Below are 25,341 nucleotides of genomic sequence, written 5' to 3' on the forward strand. Positions count from 1 at the left end.
ATCCGCGGACATGCAATAATATTCGGCTATTAGCACCACACTATTAAACTAGCGCGGAAATTTTGGGTGATGCTATGTCGCGTATTTACCTTTATATAACTACAATAGTACGGTCATGGCGTACACACCCTAGCGTCATACAAAGAGAATTTAGCACATAAAGGACCATTGTATGTTTAATGATCTTTTTCTTGGTTTTTTGCGCTGGCCTATGTGGACGAGTCTTGCCTGGGAAGATATTTGTCAAAAATATAGACGTAACATTATAGGGCCATTTTGGATCAGCCTGAGCAATGCGCTGACTGTTGCTGCCATGGCACTCATATTTTCGCAAATTTTCAATCAAAAAATTGACACGTTTGTTCCTTATCTGGCAGCAGGCATGACGATGTGGACGTTTATCGGTTCCATAATAACAGAATCGACAAATGTTTTCGTAAACGCAAGACCGATAATGTTTTCTATTAAACTTCCAATTTCTCTGCACGTATTCAGACTATTGTTTAAAAATGTCATATCGTTGATACATCTTCTTGTTGTATATATTCTTGTCGCAATTTATTTTTCAACTAATTTTAATTCATATACTTGGTTTATAGTTCCAAGTTTTTTGGTGGTTATGGCGAATGGCATATGGTTTGGCATACTATTCGGAATGATTTGTGCTCGATACAGAGATTTGGCGCAAATAGTGAGCATGCTATTCGGAATCTCCATGTATTTAACGCCCATATTTTGGACAGTTGAATCCCTAGGAAAGTATCAACCCTATCTTTTGCTCAATCCATTATATTGCATGCTAGCAATACTCAGAGACCCTCTACTGGGACAACCGCCAAACATACCAGCCTACTTCATTAGTATAACAATTGCCTGTGCCGGTTTTTATATTGCCGGTAAATTCTTTAATAAGAACAGAAACAGCCTTATTTTTTGGCTGTGAGTTGTGGAGAAAGAACATGTCATTCATAAGAATTAATAACCTAAGCCTAGAAATCCCCGTATTTGAAAAAACGTCCGACGCCTTTGCTAATAAAATGTTGAACATTGCTCTGGGCGGAATGATATCTAAACTAAACAATGTTGCGACCATCCTTGCGCTTGATGATATCACCCTCGAAATAAATAGTGGCGATTCTCTGGCACTTGTTGGACACAATGGCGCGGGAAAAAGTACTTTGCTTCGTGTTATCTCCGGCTTGTTCCTCCCAACACTAGGTTCTATAGAAGTTGAAGGAAACATCTCTTCATTTCTTTCAGTTGGCATGGGCATGGGACTACGATCTGTCCGGTTACGATAACATTTTCTTGATGGGATTGCTTCTTGGTATGACCAAGAAGCAAATTCGTATGAAACTACAGGATATCATTGATTTCACAGAGCTCGGTGAATTTATCAATTTCCCAGTCAAGACGTATTCGGCCGGTATGGCCACGCGATTATCCTTTGCTGTTGCCACGGCTATTGAGCCTGAGATACTTGTCTTAGATGAGGGGATTGGTGCTGGTGATGCGAGATTTATCCGTAAGGCCCAGGAGCGAGCCAAGGATTTATACAAAAGAACGGATATCATGATTATCGCATCGCACGATGAACCTCTGATTCGCAGCTTTTGCAATAAAGCTATCTTACTGGAAAGAGGAAAAATAAAACAACAAGGGTCTGTCGATGAAATTATTTCAGCGTACAATTCAAAACATCACATAAATCGACTTTCAAAGTTGCCTCTAGACCACATTCATGTCCAGCTATACAAAAAAAGATATCTGCCTAATATCACTAATTTTGTTCGCTTTGCTTGAGGATCAACGAGATTGAGGATGTTGCAGCGCTGAAACAAATCTGTACCCGCTCACACCCTCTGGACATTTTCTATGAAATGCCCATTGTTTTCAAAATGGATCACGCCATGGCGTCTGCCAAGCTCATTACGCCTGAAGTGGTCAGGCACACACCGTGGCCCATGCTGGGCTTCGTCCATGAACTGACTGTCGAGAACCGGAAGCTCCGGCTCGAAATTGAAGCACTTCAGGCCAAGCTCAATCAGAATTCCGCTAATTCCAACAAGCCGCCGTCATCAGACAGCCCTTTCAAGCCCAGGGCGAAGAAGACCAACAAGACCGAACCCCGCAAAAAACGCATCGGTGTCCGCCAGCAGTGTCTTCGGCCCACGGAAATCACGGAACTTCATCCCGGTCCGTGTGCATGCGGCTGCCCCGACCTGATTGATCCCGAGCCCTACTACATCCATCAACACATCGAGATTCCCGAGCCCAGGCTCGATGTGGAACACATCATCCTTTACCAAGGCCGTTGCTCTCGGTGCGGCCGAATGATCAAAGCTCTGGTCCCGCCAGAGAAACGCACGGGCTTTGGACCCCCGGCTTTCGGCCAACATCGCCGAGCTTTGCGGCATCCATGGGGACAGCCGTCGCGCTGTGCAGGACTACCTCTTGTCCGTCTTCGGCCTGCCCATCAGCCAAGGCGGGATTCAGAAAGTCATTGATCGGGTCTCTCAAGCCATCAAGCCACATTACGATAGCATCGCCAAGGTCGCGAGGAGCGCGCCGGTTGGACATGTTGACGAGACCTCTTGGCGTCGCAAGGCCAGACTGGTCTGGCTTTGGGTTCTGGCCAGTTCCCGCGCCGCATTGTTCATGATCCATCCCAGGCGCTCTAAAGCCGCGTTCGAGGAGCTTGTCCAGGGATGGTCCGGCATTCTGGTCGCCGACGGTTACGCCGTGTATCGCCAATGGGTGGGGCTGCGACAGGCCTGTCTGGCGCACCTGATCCGCGAGGCTGAGGGGTTGGCCGAGCGCAAAGACGCAGCCTTGGCCCAGTGTGGAACCTGGGCGAGAGACGAACTTAGGCGGCTGTGCCATATGGCCAAAGCCCCGCCTACCGTCGGCGAATGGCGGGCGTTCATCGCGCGACTCCATCGCTTGATTTCGATCTACGGCGATCGCAAGGATCCCGCAGGTAGGCTGGTCCGTCACCTGGAACGTGAGATAGAGCATTTGTGGTTGTTCCTCCAAGAGGCCGGCGTTGAGCCGACGAACAACCTCGCGGAGCGGACGTTGCGATTCGGGGTGCTCTGGCGCAAGAGAAGTCTCGGAACCGCCAGTGAAAGTGGTGACAACTGGGTTGAACGCATCCTCAGCTTGCGCCAGACGTGCAGAATTCAGGGAAGGCGAACCTTCCCGGTGCTGGTCGATGCGATGGCGGCCGCTTTTCAAACTCGGTCTCCGAGCCTGGATTGGATTCAGGCGCTGCTTATCCCGTGAGCGCATAACACAAATCTAGTATCGCTTCCTCAAACAGCGGTTTGCCGGTGTAGTACCCTTGGTCTTGCCGAACCCTGCCTACATGCGCAACGTCGCCGCTTGCTCCTCCGTCAACTCAACTTTTATCAGAGCCCATACTGGCTGCCTTAACCAAAAACCAATATATGGATTTCTTTCAAGGATGTACCACTAGACATCGTTGATGAAATTTGCTTAAATCTTTAAATTTCTACATCTAAGCTTCCATCCGTCTGAAAACATTTTTCTGATCATTCAGGGTTTTTCGTGGATAGTTGGCCGGTTATGTTCCTCCCCGGAGGCCCCCTGTCAAGGACACGGAGCTGTATTCGCGGATTCGCGGCCTGACCAGTCATGGTGTTGAAGCGATTGAACTGACTGTGGCTGATGGCCGGGTGGACATTCCTGTGAAGCATGGCACCGGTGTCCGGTGAACCTGCCCCACATGGGCCGCGAACTGGCTTACCGTGACCATGCCGAACCTCGGGTCTGGCGTCATCGGGACACGTGCCAGTTCAAGGCGTTCTTTCACGCGCAGATTCCGCGAGTGGACTGCTCCGAGCATGGTGTGTTGCAGGTCAAGGTGCCATGGGCTGAAAGCAAGGACCGCTTCCCTTGCTGAGGAAACGCTTGATCATTGACGTTTTAACCGAGTGTGCCAGCGTCATGAGAGCGCAGCGCATCCTGTATCTCACTTGGGACGAGGCCTGGGGCATTATGGCGTGAGCTGTACGCAGAGGCCTGGAACGTAAGCAATCGCACCCGCGCGATATCTTGGCGTAGATGAGAAAGCGTTCCGCAAGGGGCACGAATACGTGACTGTGGTTTGCGACCTATCAGCAGCGCCGTGGAGTAGGTGGCCGATTAACGGAAAACCGAGCGTTTTGAGGGATCTAGATCCAATTAATCAAGGAGTAGTTGGCGCAAATCAAGGCGGTGGCCGTGGGCATGTGGGAGCCCTACTTCAAGGCCACACTCAAGCATGTGCCCGGCGAGGCTGGAAAGATCGTCATAACCGGCTCTCTATCATGAAGTACGTGAGCGAAACGGTGGACCGGGTACGCAAGCAGAAGCACCGTGAGCTTATGGGACAGGAAGACCACACTCTCAAAGGGACCAAATACCTCTGACTCTACCGCGAGGAGAATCTGCCGGACATGTTCGACCAGCTCTGGAGGTCTTGAAGGCGACGAACCTGAAAGTGGCTCAGGCTGGCAATGAAGGAAAGTCTGAACGGTGCCTGGGAATACCTCAGCACGGGCTGGGCCGAGCGTTTCGTGAAGCGCTAGCTGGCTCAATGCGCAAGGTGAGCGGGCTGACCCAACGGTATCTGAGGAACATCTTGACCTTTTGTCGCCACCGGATCACAAACGGCGTGGGCGTGGAGCTGAACAGCGAGATCATGGCCATCAAACGGAAAGTTTGCGGCTACAGGAATCGGGACCACTTCAAGACTGCCATCTATTTCTCCTGCGGCGGCCTGGACTCCTACCCAGTCAGCTCGTAGATGAGGGGCCCACGGAATACTCGGAAGAGCCCATTCCTTAACCTCGATAGAATTTTTTAAGAATAATATCGGTGGCATGCGTAACATCTGCCTGCGATTGTACAAAAAAACTGTCCAATCTAGGCTAAAGCTCAGCGGCAAAGGCCGTTTTGTCCACTAGAGGCGCCTCAAAGCGGGGCTTCTGAAAACATGGAGCCCTCGTTCATACTATTTTGGGGATTTGCGATGACAAAAGACTACATCCCTTTCGGTACTCCGGATTTCACTGAGGCAGAAATCGAAGCGGTTACCCGTGTCATGCGCTCAGGATGGGTTGGGATGGGAAAGGAAACCATCGCTTTCGAGAAGGAACTGAGCGACTACATCGGTGCACATGAAGTTGTTACAGTCAATTCATGCACTTCCGCTCTTTTTCTTGCCCTATTGATTGAAGGCATTGGTCCGGGTGATGAAGTAATTGTTCCGAGCTTGACCTGGTGTGCCACAGCCAATGCGGCACTCTATCTTGGTGCTAAGCCTGTATTCTGCGACGTAGATTCGCAGAGCATGTGTGTGACGCCGAAAACGGTTGCCGAAAAGCTCACCTCGCGAACAAAGGCAGTTATTGTTGTTCACTACGGTGGCTACGCTGTTGATGTAGATGAATTACGCCAAACATTACCAAAACATGTGGCAATAATCGAAGACGCCGCCCACGCATTTGGTTCCTACTATAACAACAAAAAATGCGTTGGGGCTTCGGGAAATCTAGTTTGTTTTAGTTTCTACGCCAACAAGAATTTGTCAACAGCCGATGGTGGGGCTATAGCGCTTTTCGATCCCTGCAAAGCGGAACGTTTGCGATCGCTGCGTATGAGCGGCATGGATTCCAACGCGTGGTCTCGCTATACTAAAGCATCCACGGTTTTTGTCGCAAGCTTGACCGAACTTGGTTATAAAATGAACCTCACCGACCTACAAGCTGCTATTGGTCGTGTGCAACTTCGTCGTCTGGGCGAAATGGCAAACGTCAGATTTGAGATAGCAAAGCGCTACAAGCAGAGAATCGATGAACTTAGGATGGATATTTCGTTCCAAAGTGGCGTTTTTGATAAAAGTCATGCGCGACACTTGTTTGTCGCCATGTTCGATATAACTAAGACCGGAATTAAACGCGATGACTTGCTGTTGGCACTTCGGACCAGAAATATCGGCGCAAGCATTCATTACAGACCATTGCACAGCCAACCGCTTTATGCAGGCCACGGCGTCCCGTCTTTGCCCATCACTGAATCTTTGGCCGAGAGTATCATGACCTTGCCCATCAGTGCGAAGATGACATTGACCCAAGTTGATTATGTCGTCGAGCAACTGGCCGCTCTACTGATAAAGGAGTAATAATGAGTAGTACAGCGCAGATAGTCACAAAAACTGAATACGAATTTGGCAGTCGTTTGACGGCTGAATTTCCTTCACAAATCTTGATGGACATTACTGAGACTTGCAATCTGGCATGCACCCATTGCCCGCATCCGGCATTTACAAAATCCAAGCACTACGCCGGCCGCCACCTCAACCCTGCGCTGAATGAAAAGATGATTGAGGAAGTATGCCGATACGGGGGAGGGCGTACTCAATATATTCGTTATGCCAGCAACGGCGAGCCATTGCTGCATCCCAATGGTTATGAAATGATTCAGGCGGCGGTGGATCATTCTGGTGTTTTTGTTACCCTGACCACAAATGGCAAGATTATGAATGAGAAGCGTACGCAACGCTTGCTTGAATCAGGCGTACATCTGATTGACATCAGCATAGATGCTTTCAAAGCTGAGACCTACGCCAAAATTCGCGTCAAAGGCAATCTTGACGTTACACGAGAAAACGTGTTGCGATTAATCCGCTGGGCACGGGAATCAAAGGCGAAAACAAAGATCGTGGTCAGTTTCATTGAGCAGCCAGAGAACGCCTCAGAAACTTTGGATTTTGAGTCATATTGGAAAAATCAGGGTGCCGACTATGTGATTCTTCGGCGCTTGCACTCCTGCTCTGGGGCGATCGAGGAGTTGGCCACTCAACGACGCCAGTCGCTGCATTCTTTGAAACGAAGACCATGCCTTTACCCTTGGGAGCGTGTCGTGATTAACGCGCGCGGGGACCTAGCCTTCTGCCCCTCAGACTGGGTGCACGGTTCCTTTGTCGCGGACTACCACAATACGACAATCAAGGCCGAGTGGCAGGGCGAGTTCTATCGCCGCTTGCGTGAGGCGCACATGAGCAACAACTTCAGCAACCATGCTTTCTGCGGGCAGTGTCCAGACTGGTCAGCGACTCGCTGGCCCCATGAGGGGCGTAGTTACGCTGACATGGTTGAAGAATTAACTCATCAAGAGAATTTTTTCGATGATTAACATTACAAAACCAATTGCCACACAGATCGAAGATGCGGTCAGGGACATCCCGGGTTGGTCCCCACTGGATCAACTTCAGAGTTTATTTACACTGGCTTTTTCTTGTGCGCATTTGCCAGGCGACATTCTGGAGCTTGGGTCTTGGTGCGGGCGCTCAGCAGTAGCTCTTGGCATGGCGGCTCGATTGGCTGGGGATACCAAAGTCCACTGTGTTGACCTGTTCCCTGAGAAAAGTGATTGGTACCAGAACGACGATGAAACCTACTCGTTTGCGGTTACCATTGACGGGAGAAAAGTGGGTGCTTACGGAGAACAAACCGTATGGAAGGAGCCTTATCTACGAGATATTGTCCCCGTTTATGAGCGTTTTTCAGGAACCATTGAAGCATTTGAGAGTTCTATCACAGCAAACGGACTTTCTGACTTGGTTATACCTTTTAAAGGTGATCTTCAGTCTTTTTCAGCCAGCATTGAGAAAACTTTAGCACTACGAATGGCATTCATCGATGGAGACCATAGTTACACAGCTGTCGTTGAGGACATTAGGATTGTCGAAAAGTACCTACTTCCCGGCGGCTGGATTTGCTTTGATGATGCCTTCTCAAATTACGAAGGCGTCAACCAGGCCATAGAGAAACACATACTTGGCAGTGGACGTTATCACTTATGTCAGCAACTAACGCGAAAATTTTTTGTGGCACAGTTGCGCTAATACGGACTCAATCGATGACCTCTAATAAGCCCCGTAAAGTGATACATCATTATCGCATGCGCCACAAGACGCGTATCGAATTTGTTAAGAGTGTGGTTTGTGAGATGACTCCCATGCTAGTAAGGGACAAGAGGAATGGTGTGTGTATTTCCGTACTAGATTTTGACCTTGATCTTTACGAGTCGACGCTGATTGCTTTGGAGCATGTTGCACTCTTGGCGTAACAATCCTACAGAATTTTTTTGAGGTGAGTTGGTGAAGGTTGGCATCATTCAATCGTCCTATATACCGTGGCGTGGTTATTTCGACTTCATCGCTAGCGTGGATATCTTCGTTTTTTATGATGACGTTCAGTACACGACGCGTGACTGGCGAAATCGAAACAGGCTCAAGACGCCAAGAGGTACAGAATGGATCACTGTGCCGGTTTCTCACCAAAGTCGTAGCAAACTTATCTGTGAAACGCTGATTGATCTCACTACGCCCTGGACCAAAAAACACTTGCGAACTTGGGAGTTGAACTATCGAAAATCTCCCAACTTCAACATTGCGACAGAGTTACTTGCAGAAATTAATGATCCAGAGCAAACGACCATCAGCAAATTAAACATCAAACTTATTCACCGCATTTGTGATTACCTTGAAATCAAAACGCCGATGATCCTGTCCAGCGAGTTGTCTCTAAAAGGCAGAAGAACGGAACGCCTAATTGAGATATTAAAAAAACTGAATGCCACAACCTATCTGAGCGGACCCAATGCCGATGCCTACCTGGACAAAGATTTGTTCAGAGAATACGGCATTCAACTCGAGTACAAATCCTATGATTATACTCCCTACCCCCAGTTGTGGGGTGAATTCATTGGCGACGTGACCGTGCTGGACTTGGTTGCCAATTGTGGGGCTGATGCAAAAAAATTCCTTCAGAGCCGTACTCCAGACAGGGTGGTAGTTCCAAAGTGATAAAAGAGCCTCTGTCCATAGCTATTTTCGGCAACACTAATAATTATCCTTTGTTGCTCGCACAGGGACTGAAAGCCCTTGGGCATAAAGTACGCTTAGTAATTAATCGGAAGGAAATACTTCACCGGCCAGAGTCGCGTTATCCTAATTGGATAAATCGCTATCCCGACTGGATTTTTGATTGTTCAAATATCACGGATGATGACGTTGCTTGTCAAACACGACAACTTGATCAAGCCATTCGTCTTCTTACACACCGAGTAGATCTGGTTATTCTAAACGATGTTGGGCCTGCTCTGGCGTGGGCTCTGCATTCACCACATATTGTTGTGCTGACTGGAAGTGATCTCGCATTTTATGCCAGCTTCGATTCGTTGCAAATTCGAACAAAATGTTGGAGCAACGAATTCAAGCGCTCTCTCCAAGGAAGGAGATGGCTACTAAGTTTTTCTGATTTTGTGGCTCGACAGCGGGATGGCATTCTTGCTGCCGAGTTAGTCTGTTATAGCAAGCGAGGATTGATACCGTCTGGAGATATATTGCTTGATGAAATTGGAGTTGAGGATCACCGTCGCTTAATGCTTTTTATTTCTAACACAGTAGACATTCAGCCCCAAAGAGCGCCAAGGAACGAACGCCTCACGATTCTTTGTGGGTGCCGAATCGTCTATAGGCCAGACAAACACCCTGCTCTCGGTGCCATCGACTTTAAGGGCACGGATATTCTGATCAAGGGTTTTGCGCAATATATCAGATCAGGCGAACAGGGGATCTTAAGATTGCCGAGAAAAGGGCAGGATCTCGATGCAGCCATCACGCTGATCTCCGACCTTGGAATTGAGAAGCATATCGATTGGCTAGACGCGATGCCTCTGGCTCGCTTTTATCAGGAGATGTCCGCAGCTGATCTGGTTTGTGACCAATTCGGTACTTCGTTCCCCGGCATGGTAACGACGGATGCGTTTGCATTAGGCCGTCCAGTGATGGCTAAAATGCGTAACGAAATTTTTGGTAAACTGTTCCCCGAGCCTTTGCCTGGATTTGATGCGGTTTCCCCAGAGCAGATTTGCGAACACTTGATGGCGATTAGAAAGGATAGTGACTTACTGGAAACAGTAGGCCAGAAGAGCAGAAACTACGCTGAAAAGTACCTTTCACCTGAAGCTATGGCAAAGAATCTTTTAACAACTTGGCGTTAGCAATAGTGCAAACTTTTTAATAATACTGTTTTAACATGTCAAAATTCACGCATTAAATTTAGAACACAACAATGCTGACACGATCAGTCTGAAACAAGTTTTATGGCTGCGCCATACCAGCTTTACACAGACACATTACTGATAAAGATCGTCAACTTAAGGACAAAAGGACCACGCATATGTTCTCTCTCAAGTATCTTCAAGAGTTGCGAGCTGTCGAGATCGATATAATCATGGCTCATCTTCGCCCTGCTGGAGCGCACTTACTTGAGATCGGTGCCGGAACGGGGCAACAAGCACGGGAGATAGAGCGACGTGGCTTCAAGGTCGACGCCATTGAGGTGTGCGACTCTATCTATTCCGACGAAAGAGTCTTCCCCATCGTCAACTTTGACGGACGTAATATTCCTTTTGAAGACAACACTTTCGACATTGTTTTCTCGTCGAACGTTCTGGAGCATGTCCCGGATCTCGTCAAAATTCATCAGGAGATCCGGCGAGTCTTGAAGCCCACCGGATACGTTTTGCATATTCTGCCAACTCACTCGTGGAGATTTTGGACGACCCTTTCCGCCTTCGCCGCTGCTTTCCAGTACGCGAGCACGCTCGGCTCACAGCTCAGTCCACCGCGATCCATTACCAGAGCTTCCATCAAGCAATTCGCCGCCGCTTGGGGCATCGCCGGCCGACATTTATTGGCCCCTTGTTTTCAACGTCGTCATGGAGCGCGGGGCAACATATTGTCGGAAACGTGGCTATTCAACCCAGAATGGTGGCGTCGCAATTTCAAGACGAACGGCTTCAACATCATCATGGATAAGCCGATGGGGTTGTTTTATACCGGCAATATGGTATTCAATTCAAATTGGAGTTTTGAACGTCGCGCCAGAATTTCACGAGTGCTCGGAAGCGCTTGTCATATTTTCGAGTTGAAGTCGATCGACACGACAAAGGGTTAGGCAACTGATTGTGGACCGACATTCGGTACACAAAGTGAAGAAAGTTCAAGAGTGGCTGGTCGAACATGAGAACAAAATCAAACTTTTACTTCTACCGCCCTACAGCCCGGAGTTGAATCCGGACGAGCTTGCGAATCAGGACATCAAGCGCAATATTTTTCGCGATGGAAAAGCCAAAGACAAGCCAGAGCTGATGTAAGCGCAAAGGCGACCCCACCTTCACGGCGGTCCGTCTACGGGCTATGAGGGTTTGCCGGCTAAGCCGAGATGGTCTTTGAATCGAGACGCTGGGTAAGCGCTCAATAAGGCGCGTCTTGTCAGGGCGAGCAGGATAAGCTCAGGCAGGTATGATGAGGCTTTGAGGAACGCTGTACTGTAAGCGCTCAATAAGGCGCGTCTTGTCAGGGCGAGCAGGAAGCGGCAGAAGCTCAGGCAGGGATGATCAGGGAGCAGGGCTCGAGATGTTGGGGCAGGAGGGCCTTGCGTTGGGCATCGGTAGTTGCCGCCGGCAAGTGCTCGAAGAGGTAGCGTAGATAGTGATATGGCTCCAGGCCATTGGCCTTGGCGGTCTCGATGAGGGTGTACAGAGTGGCCGAGGCGTCGGCTCCGCGCGGATGGCCTGAGAACAACCAGTTCTTGCGGCCCACGGCAAAGGGGCGGATGGCGTTCTCAGCCAGGTTGTTGTCCGGGCGCAGCCGGCCGTCCTCCAGGTACACGACCAGCCGGTCCCACTGCTTGAGGGCATAGCTGACGGCCTTGCCAAGCAGACTCTTGGGCGGGGTGGTGGCGACGCGAGCATCAAGCAGCGCCTTGAGCTTGTCCAAGATCGGGCTGGATTTTTCGGCTCGTAGCGCTTTGATTTGCTCCGGCGCAAGCTTTTGCTTTTCGGCTTGGCGCTCCACACCGTAGAGCTTGCCGATCAGGTCCAGGACGGCATGGGCCGTGCCCCCCGCAGCCTTTTTGCCGGTAGTCTTCTCGACCTCGACAAATTTTCGCCGGACATGGGCCATGCAGCCGAGATGGCGGATGCCTTCCCGTTCGCCCAGGGCCTCGTAGCCGCTATATCCGTCGGTCTGCAGATAACCTTGGAAGTTTCCAAGGATTTCTGCGGCCACACAGCCGGCCCGAGTCGGGTGATAGCGAAAGAGCACGACCGGTTTTCCCGGCGTTCCGCCCCGGGCGACCCACATGAAGGATTTCGTGGTATTGGCCCGGCCCGGTTCGGCAAGCACCTGGACTGTTGTCTCGTCCATGTTGACGAGAGGGCCGGAACGAATCTCCTCAATGATCAGGTCGATGAGCGGATCACAGGCCTTGGCTACCCGGATCATCCAGCCGGCCAGGGTTCCCCGGGAGATGTCCAGCCCCAGGCGGGCGAACTGATCTTCCTGGCGGTAGAGGGGAAGCGCGTCGGCGTATTTGGCGATCGCCACATGGGCCAAAAGGCCCGGGGTGACGATGCCCTGGGGAATGAGCTGGAGCGGCATGGGCGCGGTTTTCACCGTCGGCCCGTCATCTTCCACGCCTTCGCAGGCCCGGCAGGCGTACTTTGGCCGGATGTGGCGGATGACCTGGATCTTGGCCGGCTCGATGTCGAGTTTTTCGGAAACTTCCTCGCCGATGCGGACCAGCTCAGCGCCGCAAGGGCAGGCCTTCTCCGATTCCGGCAGGTCGTGGATAATTTCGACCCGGGGCAGGTCGGCGGGGATGGGGCGGCGTCCGCGCTTGCGGCGGGTGTGGGCCGGGGCGCAGACCTCTTCGAAGGTCTGCGACTTTTGCTCCTCCGCCGTCTGCTCGGCCTCGTCGAACAAGGGGTCACCTCAGAAAACGGAAAATAAAGCACGCTAAGCCGGTTTCAGTGGGCGTAGCGGCCTGAACTTACCCGCGCCGATTTTGGCGCTGCTGCGCCACAGGTAATCACCGGTCAGGTTGATGTGCTCCCAGCCCAGCGGCGACAGGTACTGCAATAGGGCGTCATCGATCATCAGGCCATGGCCGCGCAAGGCGTTCGCCGCCCGTTCCAGATAGACCGTGTTCCACAGTACGATGGCGGCTGTCACCAGGTTGAGGCCGCTGGCCCGGTAGCGCTGTTGCTCGAAACTCCGGTCGCGAATTTCTCCTAGGCGGTTGAAGAAGACCGCCCTGGCCAGCGCATTGCGAGCCTCGCCCTTGTTCAGCCCGGCATGCACTCGGCGGCGCAACTCCACGCTTTGCAACCAGTCCAGGATGAACAGGGTTCGCTCGAAACGGCCCAGTTCACGGAGCGCCACGGCCAGTCCGTTCTGGCGCGGGTAACTGCCGAGCTTGCGCAGCATCAGGGATGCTGTCACCGTACCTTGTCTGATCGAGGTGGCCAGCCGCAAGATTTCGTCCCAATGGGAGCGAACGTGCTTGATGTTGAGTGTGCCGCCGATCATAGGTTTCAGCGCGTCATAGGCGTAGTCGCCCTTCGGGATGTAGAGCTTGGTGTCGCCCAGGTCGCGGATGCGCGGCGCAAAGCGGAAGCCCAGCAGATGCATGAGGGCGAAGACGTGATCGGTGAAGCCTGCCGTATCGGTGTAGTGCTCCTCGATGCGCAAATCGGATTCGTGGTATAGCAGGCCGTCAAGCACGTAGGTTGAGTCGCGCACGCCTACGTTTACGACCTTGATGTGGAACGGTGTATACTGGTCGGAGATATGGGTGTAGAATGTCCGTCCTGGGCTGCTGCCATATTTCGGGTTGATGTGGCCTGTGTTCTCGGCCTTGCTCCCGGTTCGGAAGTTCTGGCCGTCCGATGATGATGTGGTGCCGTCGCCCCAATGTTCGGCAAAGGGATGCCGGAACTGGGCATTGACCAGCTCGGCCAGCGCCGTCGAGTAGGTTTCGTCGCGGATGTGCCAGGCTTGCAGCCAAGCCAGCTTGGCGTAAGTTGTACCGGGGCAGGACTCGACCATCTTGGTCAGGCCCAGGTTGATCGCGTCGGCCAAGATGGTTGTCAGCAGCAGATCCTTGTCCTTAGCCCGGTTGCCCGATTTCAGGTGGGTGAAGTGGCTGGTGAAGCCCGTCCACGCGTCCACCTCCAGCAGCAGTTCGGTGATCTTGACGTGCGGCAGGATCATCGTCGTCTGGTCGAGCAGGGCCTGCGCAGTATCGGGCACCGCCGCATCGAGTGGCGTGATCTTCAAGCCCGACTCGGTGATGATGGCATCCGGCAGGTCGTTGGCCAGCGCCATGCGGTTGACCGTAGCGAGTTGCGTTTCCAGCAGCGTGAGCCGGTCGTGCAGGTACTGGTCGCAGTCGGCAGCTACGGCCAGCGGCAATTCACTGGCCTGCATGAGGCTGGCGAATTTCTCCGGTGGCACCAGGTAATCCTCGAAGTCCTTAAATTGACGCGACCCCTGCACCCAGATGTCGCCGGCACGCAGCGAGTTCTTCAACTCCGACAGTGCGCACAGTTCGTAGTAACGCCGGTCGATGCCGGCATCGGTCATCACCAGCTTTTGCCAGCGCGGCTTGATGAAATCGGTCGGAGCATCGGCGGGCACCTTGCGGGCGTTGTCGGTGTTCATGGCGCGCAGCACCTCGATGGCATTGAGCACGTTCCTGGCTGCGGGCGCGGCCCGCAGCTTGAGCACGGCGAAAAATTCCGGCGCGTAGCGGCGTAGCGTGGCGTAGCTCTCGCTGATGCGATGTAGGAAATCGAAGTCCTCGGGCTGCGCGAGCTTCTGCGCCTCGTTGACGCTCTCGGCGAAGGCGTCCCAGGGCATGACAGCCTCGATGGCGGCAAAGGGATCGCCGCCGTTTTGCTTGGCTTCGATCAGGGCCTGGCCGATGCGGCCGAACAAGCGTACCTTGGCATTGATCGACTTGCCGGCTGCCTGGAATTGCTGCTGATGCTTGTTTTTGGCGGCGTTGAACAGCTTGCCAAGGATGCGGTCGTGCAGATCGATGATCTCGTCGGTGACGGTCGCCATGCCCTCGATGGCTAGCGCCACCAGAGTGGCGTAACGACGCTGCGGCTCGAATTTGGCCAAGTCGGCGGGCGTCATCTGGCCGCCCTCGCGGGCGATTTTGAGCAGCCGATTTTGATGAACCAGCCGCTCGATGCCCGAAGGCAGGCCGAGCGCCTGCCAGGCTTTGAGGCGCTCGATGTGTTCGAGCATGCACCGAGAGTTCGGCTTGGCCGGTGACTGGCGCAGCCAGGCGAGCCAAGTCGTCTTGCCGTTGTCGCGGCGCATGAGCAGGCCATCGAGACAACGGTGATGCGCGTCCGACAGAGGCTCGGCCAAGGCTTTGTAGATGTGCCGGTTGGCGCGGGTGATCGCCTCGGCGCTGGCACGCTCGACGGCGTTGAGGGCAGGCAGAATGATTGATTGCCGCCGCAGGTGTTCGATCAAGGCGCTGGCCAGCACGATGCCCTTGTCGGTCTGCATGGGGTAAACCCAACATTCGTGTCACCAGGTATCAAGTAGCGGGGACTGGCTCCGCTGTCATATCTCCGAGAGGGATTCTCGCGTCCAGGTCCAGTTCAAAGAGGCCGTAGGGGTTGATGTGGTGGTAGACCAGGGGCGTCAGTGCAGCCAGGTCCCGCGTCTCCATCGGCGTTGTCCATGCAGGATCGGTGAGGATCCGCTGGATCATCAGCGTGTTGACGAAGACCAGGCTGGACTGGAGAAGATGCAAGCACAGCAGGCCCATCTCTTGGTCCTCGCGCCGGTTCGTGGTCAGCTCGCCCCCTTTGCCGTAGAAGATGAAGTTGTTCGCGCTGTTCCAGTTTTCCACGACATTCAGGCCTTCGTGAATCTCGCGTCGCAGCGCTTCAGATCCAAGGTAGCGGCACAGAAAGATCGTCTTGATGGCCTTGCCGAGCTCCGTCAAAGCCTTGTAGGCCGGATGCTGGATATTCGTCCGGGTGAAGCGGCGCAGGATGCTCTCCGCATCGGCCGTTCCCAGCTTCAGGGCTATGGTGTGCTTCACCATGGCATCGAGCTGCTGTTCGATCAACTCCCAGTTGATGGATCTGGCAGCCATTACCGGGGCGAGGTTCTGGTAGACTTTTCCGGGCTCGGGCCGATAAAGTCGCTGCCGGTGGATGCCTTTAAGCCGGGGCATCAGCTCGAAGCCCAGCAGCCGGCAAAAGGCGAAGGCGACTTCGCTCTGCCCGTGGCTGTCCACGAACTGCCGCTCCACCTCCATCTCCGTGCAGTGCCGCAGCACGCCTTCGATCATGGCGGCGGCCTCCGAGGAGGAGACACGCTTGAACTGGGAGTAGATGCAGGTGGCCCGCTTCTCGACATGCCAATAGACCATTACGCCGCGCCCTCCATAACGAACATGCCATTCCGTGAGCAGATTCTGGTCCCAGGCACCCAGTTGCTTGGAGTCCGAGGCGCAGGCCGTGGTGGCCTCGCCCCAGATTTGGGACAGGCGGACCTCCAGGGTGGCGTTCACCACCCGGGCAATGGCCTGGCGCAGGCCTTCGAGAGAAAGGAAGCGCCGCCTGACATAGAGCAGGTCCTTGGCCGAGTCGTCGGCATGGCCGGTAGCCATGGGCTTGAGGCCGGTATTGGTGCCAAGCCCGTAGAGGCAAAGCAGGAGGCGACGACGCAGCACGCGGCGGTCCAGGTGCTCGCGCTCCGTGCCGCTCCTCAGGCACTGCGCGAAGCCCACCTGATGGTCGGTTTCCTTCAGGACATCGAGCAGGCTGGTCATCGGCCAGCGTCGCGCCACCTCGGCCTTGAGCGCCCCCAGATTTTCCGGCTCGGCCTGGGGCTCGAAGGGCGAGACCGCGATCCAGCCGCCTTTTTTCTGTAATATCTTGACCCTTGGGTTGGCCGGCATCCCCTCATTCAAGGCCGCCAACGAGTGGTCCATCTCCTCTCTGAGGGCTGCGGTGAAGGCCTTGGGATCCAGGAGGAGGCCCAGATCCGAGTAGTAGGCCTCCCGTCGGGCTTCGAAGTCTTGTGGCAGATCCTCCTCGGGATTCCGGTAGCGGCGGCTGCCCACCACCCAGATTTCCCGACACCGCAGTTGCTCCCGCAGCGCCTTGAGCACGCAGATTTCATAGGCGATACGGTTGATCCTGGGCGGGGTGCCGTCGTCGTCGAGCACCAGCGGCATCCAGGCGGGACGGACCACGCCCTCGGTGACCACCGTTGTCCCCTTGGGGTACGACGATCCCTTGCACCACAGGTGGGCCTTGAGCACGGCCAGGGCTTCCATCACCGGCTGATGTCGGGCGTTCCCGCACCTGAACTCCAGGACGTCCAGCAGTTCCGGCAGGATCCGGCGATAATGGGACCGGTATGAGCGCTTGAGCACAGTTCGCACGGTCTCCTTGTAGCCCGGCCCGGAGGCCTGTATCTCCTGAAGCAGGGCCTTCAGGAGCTGTTGCGAGGCCACTGGAAAGATGACCTGGTTGACCACGCCTTCCGGCGCGTTCAGAGATGCGTCCGCCATGCGGGCCAGCAGCCCGAGCTTGCCGGGGACCTTCTGGAACTGGCTGGCCAGCCCCTCTTCAACCTTGTGTTCCGCCCGCTTGCTCATCTTGTGGATGAGTTCCACAAGCAAATCAACGAGATGGTCGGTCAGCTCCTCGGCCCTGCGATGCAGGAAGGCGGCCATGAGCGTGGCCTGGAGCGGCCCGCTGTGCCGGCGAAGCTCATGGGGCTCTTCGACCGAGGCTCGTTTGACGTACCTGTCCAAGGCCTTGGGCTGGACGCCTGCGAAGAGTCCGGCCGGAAGCCCGACCTCCCGCACAAGCAGCAGCCGGGCGGCGGCCTCCTTGACGCTCGCCACGCTCGGCTTGCCCGGATCGGCTTTCAGGGTTTGCCAAGCCGTCCATTCGGAGGCCTCAGCCGCAGACGGCAAGGGCGTCAACAGCCCGGCGAGACGCGCCAAGACGGGCGGGGGCAATTGATGGTGGATGCTTTGGCTGAAGCGGACTTCGTGGGCATGGGCTGCAGCCCGGATGTGGCGCTTGAGCCGCTCCGGAGCAGGCGGTTCTATCCGCAGGGTCCGGCAGCGGTCCAAAGCCGCTTCCTTCAGCCGGTCGTAGCGCTGCTCCGCAGGCAGCACCTCCGCCAGGAGCCAGGCTTCCAGCGCCCGCGCATCCTCAACGGTGGCTTCGCGAAACCCGGCCCAGCTGCGGATCTCGGCTCGATGCCGGCGAATGGTGGGGCCATCCCAGGGATACTGCCGCCAGTCCGCTGCAGGGACCTGGGTTTGCTCGGCAAGGAAGGCGACGGCCTGATCTGGCATCTCGTGAGCAGCCGTCGGAAAACGCCCTTCCAGCTGGAAGAATTTCAGCAGCAGCGAGAATCCCAGGCGAGTGGCCCCGCTCTTGTTGCGGAGCAGACCCGATTCCGGAGGCAGGAGTCCCCAGTGCAGCTCCAGCTCGTCCCGGCTCCAGCATCGCTTCACAAAAACCTCCGGATTGTGCACATTGAACTCTACCCAGAATGATACACAAGGCGAGCCACGCCCCACAAGGATTCCCAGGCCGCAAAATCCGAGAGGTTCAATTGAGACAGAAAGTGGCCATCTACTGCCGGGTCTCAACGGCCGATCAGTCCTGTGCCCGACAGGAGCAGGACCTCCTGGCCTATGCGGCTCGGGCGGGCTTCGAGGTGGTGGATATCCGCAGGGAGATTTCGTCAGGGACCAAGGACCAACGGCCGGAACGACAGAAAGTCATGGCCCTAGCCCAGGACCGGCGCATCGACGCCGTATTGGTGACCGAATTGACCCGCTGGGGGCGCAGCACCACGGATCTGGTCCAGACCCTCCACGGTCTTCAGGCCTGGAATGTCTCCCTGATCGCGCAGACCGGCCTCCAGTTTGAACTGAGCACGCCCCAAGGCAAGCTGATCGCGTCCATGATGGCCGCGCTGGCCGAGTTCGAACGGGATCTGCTCCGGGAACGGGTGCGGTCCGGCATCGCCGCAGCCAAGGCGCGGGGGAAGACCTTTGGGCGCAGGCCCGGCCATCGCCCCAAGGCCGACCGCCTGGCCCCCAAGGTGCTCCGCCTCGTGGAGGAGGGCTGGTCCTATCGAGACATCGCCAAGGAGCTGAAGCTCAGCAAAAACACGGTGATGAGCATCGTCCACCGGCACAGGAACGCCCAGTGCGATGCAACAACTTGAAATTTTATGATTTGCTTGTCAGACCCCTCATGTCCAGGGGCCTGCTCGAAGCTACTTGATACCTGGTGACATGAATGTTGGGTTTACCCCTGCATGGCCAACTCGGTCAGCAACTGGACGGCCTCCCGGTAGCGGCTCATGGTGAATGGCTGGAAGCCGAATACCGTTTGCAGTTCGACCAGATGCTCGCGCCGGGTCTGTTCCCGCTGCCCGTACTCCTCCCAGCTTTCGATGCCGACCTTGAGCTGGTTAGCAACCAGTCTCAGCAAGGGCGGGAATGGTGGCTCATCGACGCCAAGGATGACACCGGGAAAGCGCAAGTAGCAGAGCTGCACGGCGAAACCCAGGCGGTTTGCCGGACCGCGCCGCTGCCGGATGATAGAGAGGTCACTTTCGCTGAATGTGTAGTGACGGATCAACTCGTCCTTGGTGTCCGGCAACGCCAACAGGCTTTCGCGCTCGGCGGCGGACAGGATCGAACGTCGGGGCATGCGGTTTCCTTCTTCTTGAAGACGTAGGTTTGTGACAAGCCTGCCGAGGCAACAGGCGCGGCACGGAAAATCAAGGTGTTACTCTTCTCGAAAATAGTTCTTGAAATACTATTCTCGTTTTTTATCATTTCAATGAGTTTTGAGAAGGAACGAAGGGGGTCAGGGGATTGTGTTCATCGGCTACGCACGTGTTTCAACACAAGACCAGAACCTTGAGCTTCAGCGCGAGGCCTTGATCAAGACTGGATGCCGGAAGGTTTTTGAAGACAAAGTGAGCGGCAGCCGTGCCGAACGGCCCGGCTTGGCCACAGCGCTGGAAATGTTACGCGAGGGGGATACCCTCGTCGTCTGGAAGTTGGATCGTCTTGGTCGGAGCGTCAAGCAACTGGTTGATTTGGTAGGCGAACTATACAAGCAGGGCGTCCAGTTCAAGAGCCTCACGGACTCCATCGACACGAGCACGCCGTCAGGCCGGTTCTTCTTTCATGTCATGGCCAGCCTCGCCGAAATGGAGCGCGAGCTGATCGTCGAGCGCACACGCGCCGGGCTGGAAGTCGCCCGTCAGCTGGGCCGCAAGGGTGGCCGCAAACCCAAGATGACCGCCAGCAAGATCGAGTCAGCCAAGAAACTCCTAGCCAGTGGCGTCCCGCCCAAGGACGTGGCCAAGAACCTCGGCGTGTCCATTCCGACGCTCTACCGCTGGGTGCCGGCCTCGACGAACGCTTAGCGTGCTTTATTTTCCGTTTTCTGAGACGACCCCAACAAGGAAAGCTGCTGTTCCTGGCCGGTACGGGGCTTTTTCTCGGACTTCGAGCCGTAGATGATCAGGTTCAGAAGCCGAATGCGCTGTTCGAGCTGGGCAATCTGTTGCTGCTGGTCAGCTTGACTGGTGGCCATCTCGGCGAGCAGGCCTTTCAGTGTGGCGGGGTCGTCAGGAAGAGAATTAATGTCCACAGCCCGGACAATATGCCAGTATTATCCAATTTAATCAAGGCAATACTGGTCAAAAGACCGTCGAATACTCCAGGCGGGAATGGCCTTTTACAGCGAGGGGATCAAGACCGTCGAGCAGCCAAGCGAGCTGCCTGGAGTCGATGGTCAGCACCTCGGCCTCGCGGGTCGGCCAGCGGAATACATGACGCTCCAGGCGCTTGTGCCACAGGCAAAAGCCGTTGCGATCCCAGTAGAGCAGTTTGATGATGGTCCTGCTGCGGTTGCAAAATCCGAACAGGTGGCCGGCGAACGGATCGAGCGTAAGCTGCTGTGACACCAGGATGGAGAGGCCATCAATGGACTTGCGCATGTCCGTGGCCCCCAAGGCCAAGTAAACCCGGACGTCGTTTGCCGGCAGCATCATAGTCGTGTCAGCGTGCGGATAAGCTTTTCCAGCACCGGCGCGGCGAAGTCGCCTCTGATCTCGATGTGAAAGGCGTTGCCCACGTGCACCAACATCGGTTCAGGCGTGGTTGCCATGTCCGCCTGGGGCGACGCAGGCAGCGGCACAGGGACGATTGCGAAGCAAGGCGCTGCCTCTTCGTTGGCCAATCTCGCCAAACGATTCCGCCAATAGCCCCATGAACTTTGGGAAAGGCCATGCCGCCGGCAGTAAGCCCCCTGGCTTAGACCACTCCCTCGCCAAGCCTCAAAATGTTCAGCCCAATACGCCGCCTTCTCGGATCTATGCTCCGTTGCGGATGCTACCATGGTCGTCCCTCCTGGGGACACTCCATGTCAGAAAACTCAGGAGGCGTAAGAAGGGGTTCTTTTGACGATTACTGAAGAACTGTTCCCGGACCAGGCCGACCTGCCGTTCCACTTGGCCTTTCTCCCAACCGGCGGCAGGCGTACAGGCCACCGGCTCAAACAGGTAGTGGGAACAGAGCTGTTCAAAGCGCTCGTTGAAGTCTCGATCTTTGCCGATAAGGATCTTCTTCACGGCCGTCTTCATGTTGTCGTAAATGCCGCGCCTCGTTACGCCACCAAAAAACTCGAAAGCCCGCATGTGAGCGTCGAAAACCATCTCTTGGGTTTCTCGAGGGTAGGCGACGACAAAACACATCCGGCTGTAGCAGAGCCGGACATGCGCCACCTTCACCCGCGCCGGCAATCCGCCAAGCAGGACGTCCTCATGGCTCCAATCGAATTGAAACGCTTCTCCAGGCGAGAAAACCAGGGGAACAAAAGCTTGATTCGTCAAGAGTTGCTGTTCACGTCGCCATGCTCTGACGTAGCGTTGAACATTGTCGTAGGAACCAGCGTAACCTTCTTGCTTGATCTCCTCGTAAAGTCGCTTTGCAGAACGACGCTGTCTTTGTGGAAGATTTTTATCCTCCTCGAGGCGTTTTTCCAAAGAAGGAACAAACGCGCCAAGCATGGGCCTTGGCTGGATACGGCGTTCGTAGTGCAGCTTAATAACATCCTCTCGGAGGATCTTCCGAACGGTATTCTTGGATAACCTCAGTTCTCGTGCGATCTGTTTAATGGATTTTCCATCTCGTCGCGCCGCCAGCCGGACCTTTTTGATCGTCTCCACTATCAGCATCTCCTCGTGGTACCCCTTGTGCCTCTGGTGATCCAAGACATCTAAGGGGGCTGCCGAGGGGGTCAATTTTCGACGCTGATTTCGCCCTCAATGGGGTCAATATTCCATGCTGGTAGACAGTCGAGCATAACCGTGGCCGGCCGCTCCTGCTTGTGGTGTCGCAAGAAGCGTTTGACCGCGTCGTAGCTGCCAGCGAAGGGGAACTTCCTGACCAGCGTCTGGTGGATCGTCGTCCAAGCAATGCCTTGTCCCGCCCAGGCCAGGACTTGGTTCGCAAAGGGGAGGACCTGGGATTGTCCGCGTTTTGTTGGGGACGTCTTTCTGGTCAGCCGCTCGATGACCTCGTTGTCGGGCAGCGGCGAATCCTTGTTCAGCCAGCCTTGATCCTGAGCCAACAGACGGAGCTTGCCCGCTTTGGCCCGGCCCATAAGGCCGGCCGTGGCAATCTGGCGGTCGGACTCACCCAGGCGCATCCTGGCGATAACGTGACGAATTTCATGCACTGCGAACCTCCGGTTGGCCATCCTTTCCTCCTCGATGTTGCTCGTGGAGTGGATAGCCCGTCGCGGAAGTCCGAGCGAAGGCTGGAAACGATGGTGGCTCGATTAACCCGCCCCGAGGCTGGCTCCATTAGCCCGCCCATGGGGTGGCCTCATTAACCCGCCCCGGCTTTGGCTCCATATGCGCGCCCGCCGACACCAGAACAAACTGCTCGGCGCGGCGACCATCGATCGGCTCCGCCACGGTGCTTACCGGCTTGTCCTCAACGGGAAGAGCTACCGCTCGCCAAGGCTCGCGGAAAGCGCTTGCGAAAGCGTGGCATAACTATCAAACTACGAGGGAAAGTCCGAGCCGACTGGCAACGAAACGACTGGCTCCATTAGCCCGCCCCATGACAGCCCTGAAACCTGCGTTTTTAGGGACAAGGAAACGCATGCCACGTCGTTTGACCCTGCCCGCTGTCGAGCGTGCAAGCCTTCGGGCGTTTCAGGCTGAGAAAGGGTGACGGTTTGTCTCCATCCGTCTCCTCTTAGACCATGGTTTCTAGCCAGCCCTGGAACATGAGGATGTCCCACAGCAGGTATTGTTGATTTTGTCCTTCTAGATGCCGCTTCCAGTAGTCCCGGACAAGAGTGGGATTGAAATAGCCCTCCTTGGCCAGCCGACCTTCGTCGAGGAGTGATTCCGCCCAGTCCCGTAGCGGGCCCCGCAGCCAAACGTCAATGGGCACGCCAAAGCCCATTTTCGGGCGATCCACGAGTTCCTTGGGCACGTACTTGTACAGAATTTGTCGCAAGATCCATTTGCCCATGCCATCCCGGACCCGCATCCGATCCGGCAGTCCCCAAGTGAATTCAAAGACTCTATGGTCAAGGAGCGGTACCCGGACCTCCAGGGAGACAGCCATGCTGGCCCTGTCCACTTTAGTGAGGATATCGTCCGGAAGATAAGTTAGAGCGTCGAGGAGCTGCATCCGCTCTACATGGTTAGGCACAAGTTGTTCCAGCGAACGGTCGAGTATCACAGTCTTGGGCTCTCGACCGCCAAGTACCAGATCCTCTGGGGTCTGCCAATGGGACATGCAGGATTGATAGAATTCCATGGCCCCACTGCCGGTCTGCTTGAAGAACTCGCGCACGCACTCGTCAAGCGACCATCCCTTCCAGCGTAACGGCACAAACCTCGCAACTCGCTCGCACAGACCAGGAGGCAACCTTCTCAGTGCGGGCTGAACCCATTTGGAGATTGGAGTACCAAGAGGATTACGGTAGTTTTGGAGAAAATGGAAATAACGACTATAGCCAGCGAAGAGTTCGTCTCCACCGTCGCCGGATAGAGCAATAGTGACGTGTTGTCGCGTAATTTTCGACAGGAGATAGGTGGGAAGCTGCGATGAGTCGGCGAACGGCTCGTCATAGAGGCTTGGGAGGAGCGGAATAGTTCCCCAGGCGTCCTTTGGCGTCATGTAGCATTCCGTGTGGACTGTGCCTAGGTGTTCCGCCACAGCCTTGGCGAACGGCGCCTCGTTGTAGTCGCTCTCTTCGAAACCGATGGAAAAGGTGCGCACCGGTTGGACGGATCGGGCCTGCATAAGGGAAACGACCAGGGAAGAATCGATACCCCCAGAAAGAAAGGCCCCTAGGGGAACGTCTGCAGTCATCTGGCCCTGAGCCGAGTCGAGCAGAAGGTGTTCCAGAGCGAGGACCAAGTCATTGTCGGACTCGGTCCGGCGGTGACGCATGCGGTCCAGGGCTACAGTGCGTGCGTCCCAATACGCGGTGATGGCGGGTTCCGCTCCCTCACCCATGGCTAGGAAACAGCCTGGCGGTAACTTGTGTACTCCTTGATAAATGCTTCGTGGTGCTGGAATATAGCAGTAGCGCACATAGGCGGCTAACGCCTCCCGATCAATAGATGGAGTCCAGCCGTCATGCCGGCGCAGGGCCTTAAGTTCCGAACCAAAAAGGAACAATGGTCCGAATCGGCCCCAGTACAGCGGCTTTATGCCTAGGTGATCGCGAGCCAGGAACAAGATTCGCTCTTTCGCATCCCATAAAGCGAAGGCAAACATGCCGTTGACACGCCGTAGGCAGGGCTCGACCCCCCATACGGCGCAGCCTTCAAGCAGGACTTCAGTGTCGGACCGGCCGGTAAAGGAGGCACCGTCCCGGAGCAGTTCACGCCGCAGAGCTTCGGCGTTGTATATCTCGCCGTTGTAAACGAGCACATAGCGTCCGTCCTTAGAAATCATAGGTTGGTGCCCGGTGGGTGTCAGATCCAAAATGGCCAGTCGACGGTGTCCGAGTCCGACCCCAACTTTGGCGTCGCACCAGACGCCGCTGCTGTCGGGTCCTCTGTGGTGCAGAGTGTCTGTCATTTGCCTAGTCGCACGCTCAAGCTCTTCGCCACCGACCGAGCCGTTATGCTGCCAGAAACCAACTATGCCACACATAGGTCCTCCCTTGTGACCAACGAAACCGATAAAAGGCGGCCGAAACTCAGTTCGCGCACCGCCTTAGGATCGTATCAACACATTTCCGACAGAAGATTCGTCCCAAATGTGCTAACCTGTTACAAATCGCCACGAGCCGTTGCTTTCTGTGCGCGAAGCTCAATTTAGGAGCGTAATCCTGAATAGGCTAGGTGCT

Annotated in this window: 19 protein-coding genes and 6 pseudogenes; 15 read left to right on the plus strand and 10 right to left on the minus strand. The window is 55.1% G+C overall.

Translation table 11 applies throughout. The annotated features are described in order from the left end of the window. Positions 1-172: 172 nt before the first annotated feature. The 13 genes and pseudogenes from C3Y92_RS20340 (at position 173) to C3Y92_RS21735 (ending at position 11,232) form a co-directional block, all read left to right on the plus strand. Positions 173-943 carry an ABC transporter permease gene (locus C3Y92_RS20340; protein WP_129356007.1) on the plus strand — a complete coding sequence of 257 codons (771 nt, stop codon included), beginning with the start codon at positions 173-175 and terminating at the stop codon, positions 941-943. A 118-nt stretch (positions 944-1,061) separates the two neighbouring features. Continuing rightward, a pseudogene (locus C3Y92_RS21850) lies at positions 1,062-1,232 on the plus strand (ATP-binding cassette domain-containing protein); the annotation flags it as partial. 118 nt (positions 1,233-1,350) lie between these two features. Beyond that, positions 1,351-1,803 (plus strand): ABC transporter ATP-binding protein, encoded by a 453-nt coding sequence (locus C3Y92_RS20350; protein WP_129356011.1) that lies wholly within the window; start codon positions 1,351-1,353, stop codon positions 1,801-1,803. Positions 1,804-1,910: 107 nt separating this feature from the next. Further along, positions 1,911-2,507: a DUF6444 domain-containing protein gene (locus C3Y92_RS21605; RefSeq protein WP_235669728.1), complete on the plus strand. Its 597-nt coding sequence runs from the start codon at positions 1,911-1,913 to the stop codon at positions 2,505-2,507. Continuing rightward, on the plus strand, positions 2,416-3,285 hold the full coding sequence (gene tnpC, locus C3Y92_RS20360) for an IS66 family transposase (RefSeq protein WP_235669739.1): 870 nt from the start codon (positions 2,416-2,418) through the stop codon (positions 3,283-3,285). The genes C3Y92_RS21605 and tnpC (C3Y92_RS20360) overlap by 92 nt, the downstream gene beginning before the upstream one ends. 293 nt (positions 3,286-3,578) lie before the next feature. Continuing rightward, a pseudogene (locus C3Y92_RS21880) lies at positions 3,579-4,810 on the plus strand (transposase). Positions 4,811-5,035: 225 nt separating this feature from the next. Further along, positions 5,036-6,187, plus strand: a complete 1,152-nt coding sequence (locus C3Y92_RS20370) for a DegT/DnrJ/EryC1/StrS family aminotransferase (RefSeq protein ID WP_165352179.1) — start codon at positions 5,036-5,038, stop codon at positions 6,185-6,187. Positions 6,188-6,189: 2 nt separating this feature from the next. Then, positions 6,190-7,200 (plus strand): radical SAM/SPASM domain-containing protein, encoded by a 1,011-nt coding sequence (locus C3Y92_RS20375; protein ID WP_235669731.1) that lies wholly within the window; start codon positions 6,190-6,192, stop codon positions 7,198-7,200. Then, on the plus strand, positions 7,193-7,912 hold the full coding sequence (locus C3Y92_RS20380; RefSeq protein ID WP_129356015.1) for a class I SAM-dependent methyltransferase: 720 nt from the start codon (positions 7,193-7,195) through the stop codon (positions 7,910-7,912). Before C3Y92_RS20375 ends, C3Y92_RS20380 begins: the two co-directional genes overlap by 8 nt. A gap of 255 nt (positions 7,913-8,167) precedes the next feature. Next, complete coding sequence (locus tag C3Y92_RS20385; RefSeq protein ID WP_165352180.1) at positions 8,168-8,875, plus strand: WbqC family protein; 708 nt, start codon at positions 8,168-8,170, stop codon at positions 8,873-8,875. Continuing rightward, the gene (locus tag C3Y92_RS20390) at positions 8,872-10,074 is read left to right on the plus strand and encodes a glycosyltransferase family protein (protein ID WP_129356019.1); all 1,203 of its coding nucleotides are present in this window, start codon (positions 8,872-8,874) and stop codon (positions 10,072-10,074) included. Before C3Y92_RS20385 ends, C3Y92_RS20390 begins: the two co-directional genes overlap by 4 nt. 179 nt (positions 10,075-10,253) lie before the next feature. Next, positions 10,254-11,033, plus strand: coding sequence for a class I SAM-dependent methyltransferase (locus C3Y92_RS20395; RefSeq protein WP_129356021.1), 780 nt, complete (start codon positions 10,254-10,256; stop codon positions 11,031-11,033). 10 nt (positions 11,034-11,043) lie between these two features. Then, positions 11,044-11,232, plus strand: a complete 189-nt coding sequence (locus C3Y92_RS21735; RefSeq protein WP_165352181.1) for a transposase — start codon at positions 11,044-11,046, stop codon at positions 11,230-11,232. Between the two features lie 229 nt (positions 11,233-11,461). Here the strand turns inward: C3Y92_RS21735 and tnpC (C3Y92_RS20405) are convergent. From tnpC (C3Y92_RS20405) to C3Y92_RS20415, 3 genes and pseudogenes are all read right to left on the minus strand, one after another. Continuing rightward, positions 11,462-12,844, minus strand: a pseudogene (gene tnpC, locus C3Y92_RS20405) (IS66 family transposase); the annotation flags it as partial. Positions 12,845-12,877: 33 nt separating this feature from the next. Then, a pseudogene (locus C3Y92_RS20410) lies at positions 12,878-15,448 on the minus strand (Tn3 family transposase); the annotation flags it as partial. Positions 15,449-15,479: 31 nt separating this feature from the next. Beyond that, a complete protein-coding gene (locus C3Y92_RS20415) occupies positions 15,480-18,437 on the minus strand; it encodes a Tn3 family transposase (protein WP_129356025.1) in 2,958 nt (985 codons plus the stop codon). A 101-nt stretch (positions 18,438-18,538) separates the two neighbouring features. Between C3Y92_RS20415 and C3Y92_RS20420 the strand changes: the two genes are divergently transcribed. Next, positions 18,539-19,159, plus strand: coding sequence for a recombinase family protein (locus C3Y92_RS20420; protein ID WP_129356027.1), 621 nt, complete (start codon positions 18,539-18,541; stop codon positions 19,157-19,159). 89 nt (positions 19,160-19,248) lie between these two features. Here C3Y92_RS20420 and C3Y92_RS20425 read toward each other — a convergent pair. Further along, positions 19,249-19,650, minus strand: a pseudogene (locus C3Y92_RS20425) (DUF4158 domain-containing protein); the annotation flags it as partial. Positions 19,651-19,819: 169 nt separating this feature from the next. Here C3Y92_RS20425 and C3Y92_RS20430 point away from each other — a divergent pair. After that, entirely contained in the window at positions 19,820-20,377 is a 558-nt protein-coding gene (locus C3Y92_RS20430; protein ID WP_129356029.1) for a recombinase family protein, read from the plus strand. Here C3Y92_RS20430 and C3Y92_RS20435 read toward each other — a convergent pair. From C3Y92_RS20435 to asnB, 6 genes and pseudogenes are all read right to left on the minus strand, one after another. Continuing rightward, complete coding sequence (locus C3Y92_RS20435; RefSeq protein ID WP_235669732.1) at positions 20,374-20,604, minus strand: hypothetical protein; 231 nt, start codon at positions 20,602-20,604, stop codon at positions 20,374-20,376. The genes C3Y92_RS20430 and C3Y92_RS20435 overlap by 4 nt on opposite strands. Positions 20,605-20,653: 49 nt before the next feature. Then, positions 20,654-21,007, minus strand: coding sequence for an IS66 family insertion sequence element accessory protein TnpB (gene tnpB / locus C3Y92_RS20440; protein ID WP_268932651.1), 354 nt, complete (start codon positions 21,005-21,007; stop codon positions 20,654-20,656). Then, positions 21,004-21,354, minus strand: a complete 351-nt coding sequence (gene tnpA / locus C3Y92_RS21855; RefSeq protein WP_129356033.1) for an IS66 family insertion sequence element accessory protein TnpA — start codon at positions 21,352-21,354, stop codon at positions 21,004-21,006. The genes tnpB and tnpA overlap by 4 nt, the downstream gene beginning before the upstream one ends. A gap of 58 nt (positions 21,355-21,412) precedes the next feature. Beyond that, positions 21,413-22,192: pseudogene (gene istA, locus C3Y92_RS20450) on the minus strand (IS21 family transposase); the annotation flags it as partial. Between the two features lie 62 nt (positions 22,193-22,254). Continuing rightward, the gene (locus C3Y92_RS20455) at positions 22,255-22,716 is read right to left on the minus strand and encodes a hypothetical protein (protein WP_129356037.1); all 462 of its coding nucleotides are present in this window, start codon (positions 22,714-22,716) and stop codon (positions 22,255-22,257) included. 506 nt (positions 22,717-23,222) lie between these two features. Further along, a complete protein-coding gene (asnB, locus tag C3Y92_RS20465) occupies positions 23,223-25,145 on the minus strand; it encodes an asparagine synthase (glutamine-hydrolyzing) (protein WP_129356039.1) in 1,923 nt (640 codons plus the stop codon). Between the last annotated feature and the right edge of the window lie 196 nt (positions 25,146-25,341).

The sequence above is a fragment of the Solidesulfovibrio carbinolicus genome (assembly GCF_004135975.1).
Lineage (GTDB): Bacteria > Desulfobacterota > Desulfovibrionia > Desulfovibrionales > Desulfovibrionaceae > Solidesulfovibrio > Solidesulfovibrio carbinolicus.

What these genes read in the sequence shown, in the direction of transcription:
- C3Y92_RS20340 (WP_129356007.1), top strand. Translation starts at nt 173, where the DNA reads ATGTTTAATGATCTTTTTCTTGGTTTTTTGCGCTGGCCTATGTGGACG.
- C3Y92_RS20350 (WP_129356011.1), top strand. Translation starts at nt 1,351, where the DNA reads ATGAAACTACAGGATATCATTGATTTCACAGAGCTCGGTGAATTTATC.
- C3Y92_RS21605 (WP_235669728.1), top strand. Translation starts at nt 1,911, where the DNA reads ATGGCGTCTGCCAAGCTCATTACGCCTGAAGTGGTCAGGCACACACCG.
- C3Y92_RS20370 (WP_165352179.1), top strand. Translation starts at nt 5,036, where the DNA reads ATGACAAAAGACTACATCCCTTTCGGTACTCCGGATTTCACTGAGGCA.
- C3Y92_RS20375 (WP_235669731.1), top strand. Translation starts at nt 6,190, where the DNA reads ATGAGTAGTACAGCGCAGATAGTCACAAAAACTGAATACGAATTTGGC.
- C3Y92_RS20380 (WP_129356015.1), top strand. Translation starts at nt 7,193, where the DNA reads ATGATTAACATTACAAAACCAATTGCCACACAGATCGAAGATGCGGTC.
- C3Y92_RS20395 (WP_129356021.1), top strand. Translation starts at nt 10,254, where the DNA reads ATGTTCTCTCTCAAGTATCTTCAAGAGTTGCGAGCTGTCGAGATCGAT.
- tnpB (WP_268932651.1), bottom strand. Translation starts at nt 21,007, where the DNA reads ATGATGCTGCCGGCAAACGACGTCCGGGTTTACTTGGCCTTGGGGGCC.
- tnpA (WP_129356033.1), bottom strand. Translation starts at nt 21,354, where the DNA reads ATGGTAGCATCCGCAACGGAGCATAGATCCGAGAAGGCGGCGTATTGG.
- C3Y92_RS20455 (WP_129356037.1), bottom strand. Translation starts at nt 22,716, where the DNA reads ATGGCCAACCGGAGGTTCGCAGTGCATGAAATTCGTCACGTTATCGCC.
- asnB (WP_129356039.1), bottom strand. Translation starts at nt 25,145, where the DNA reads ATGTGTGGCATAGTTGGTTTCTGGCAGCATAACGGCTCGGTCGGTGGC.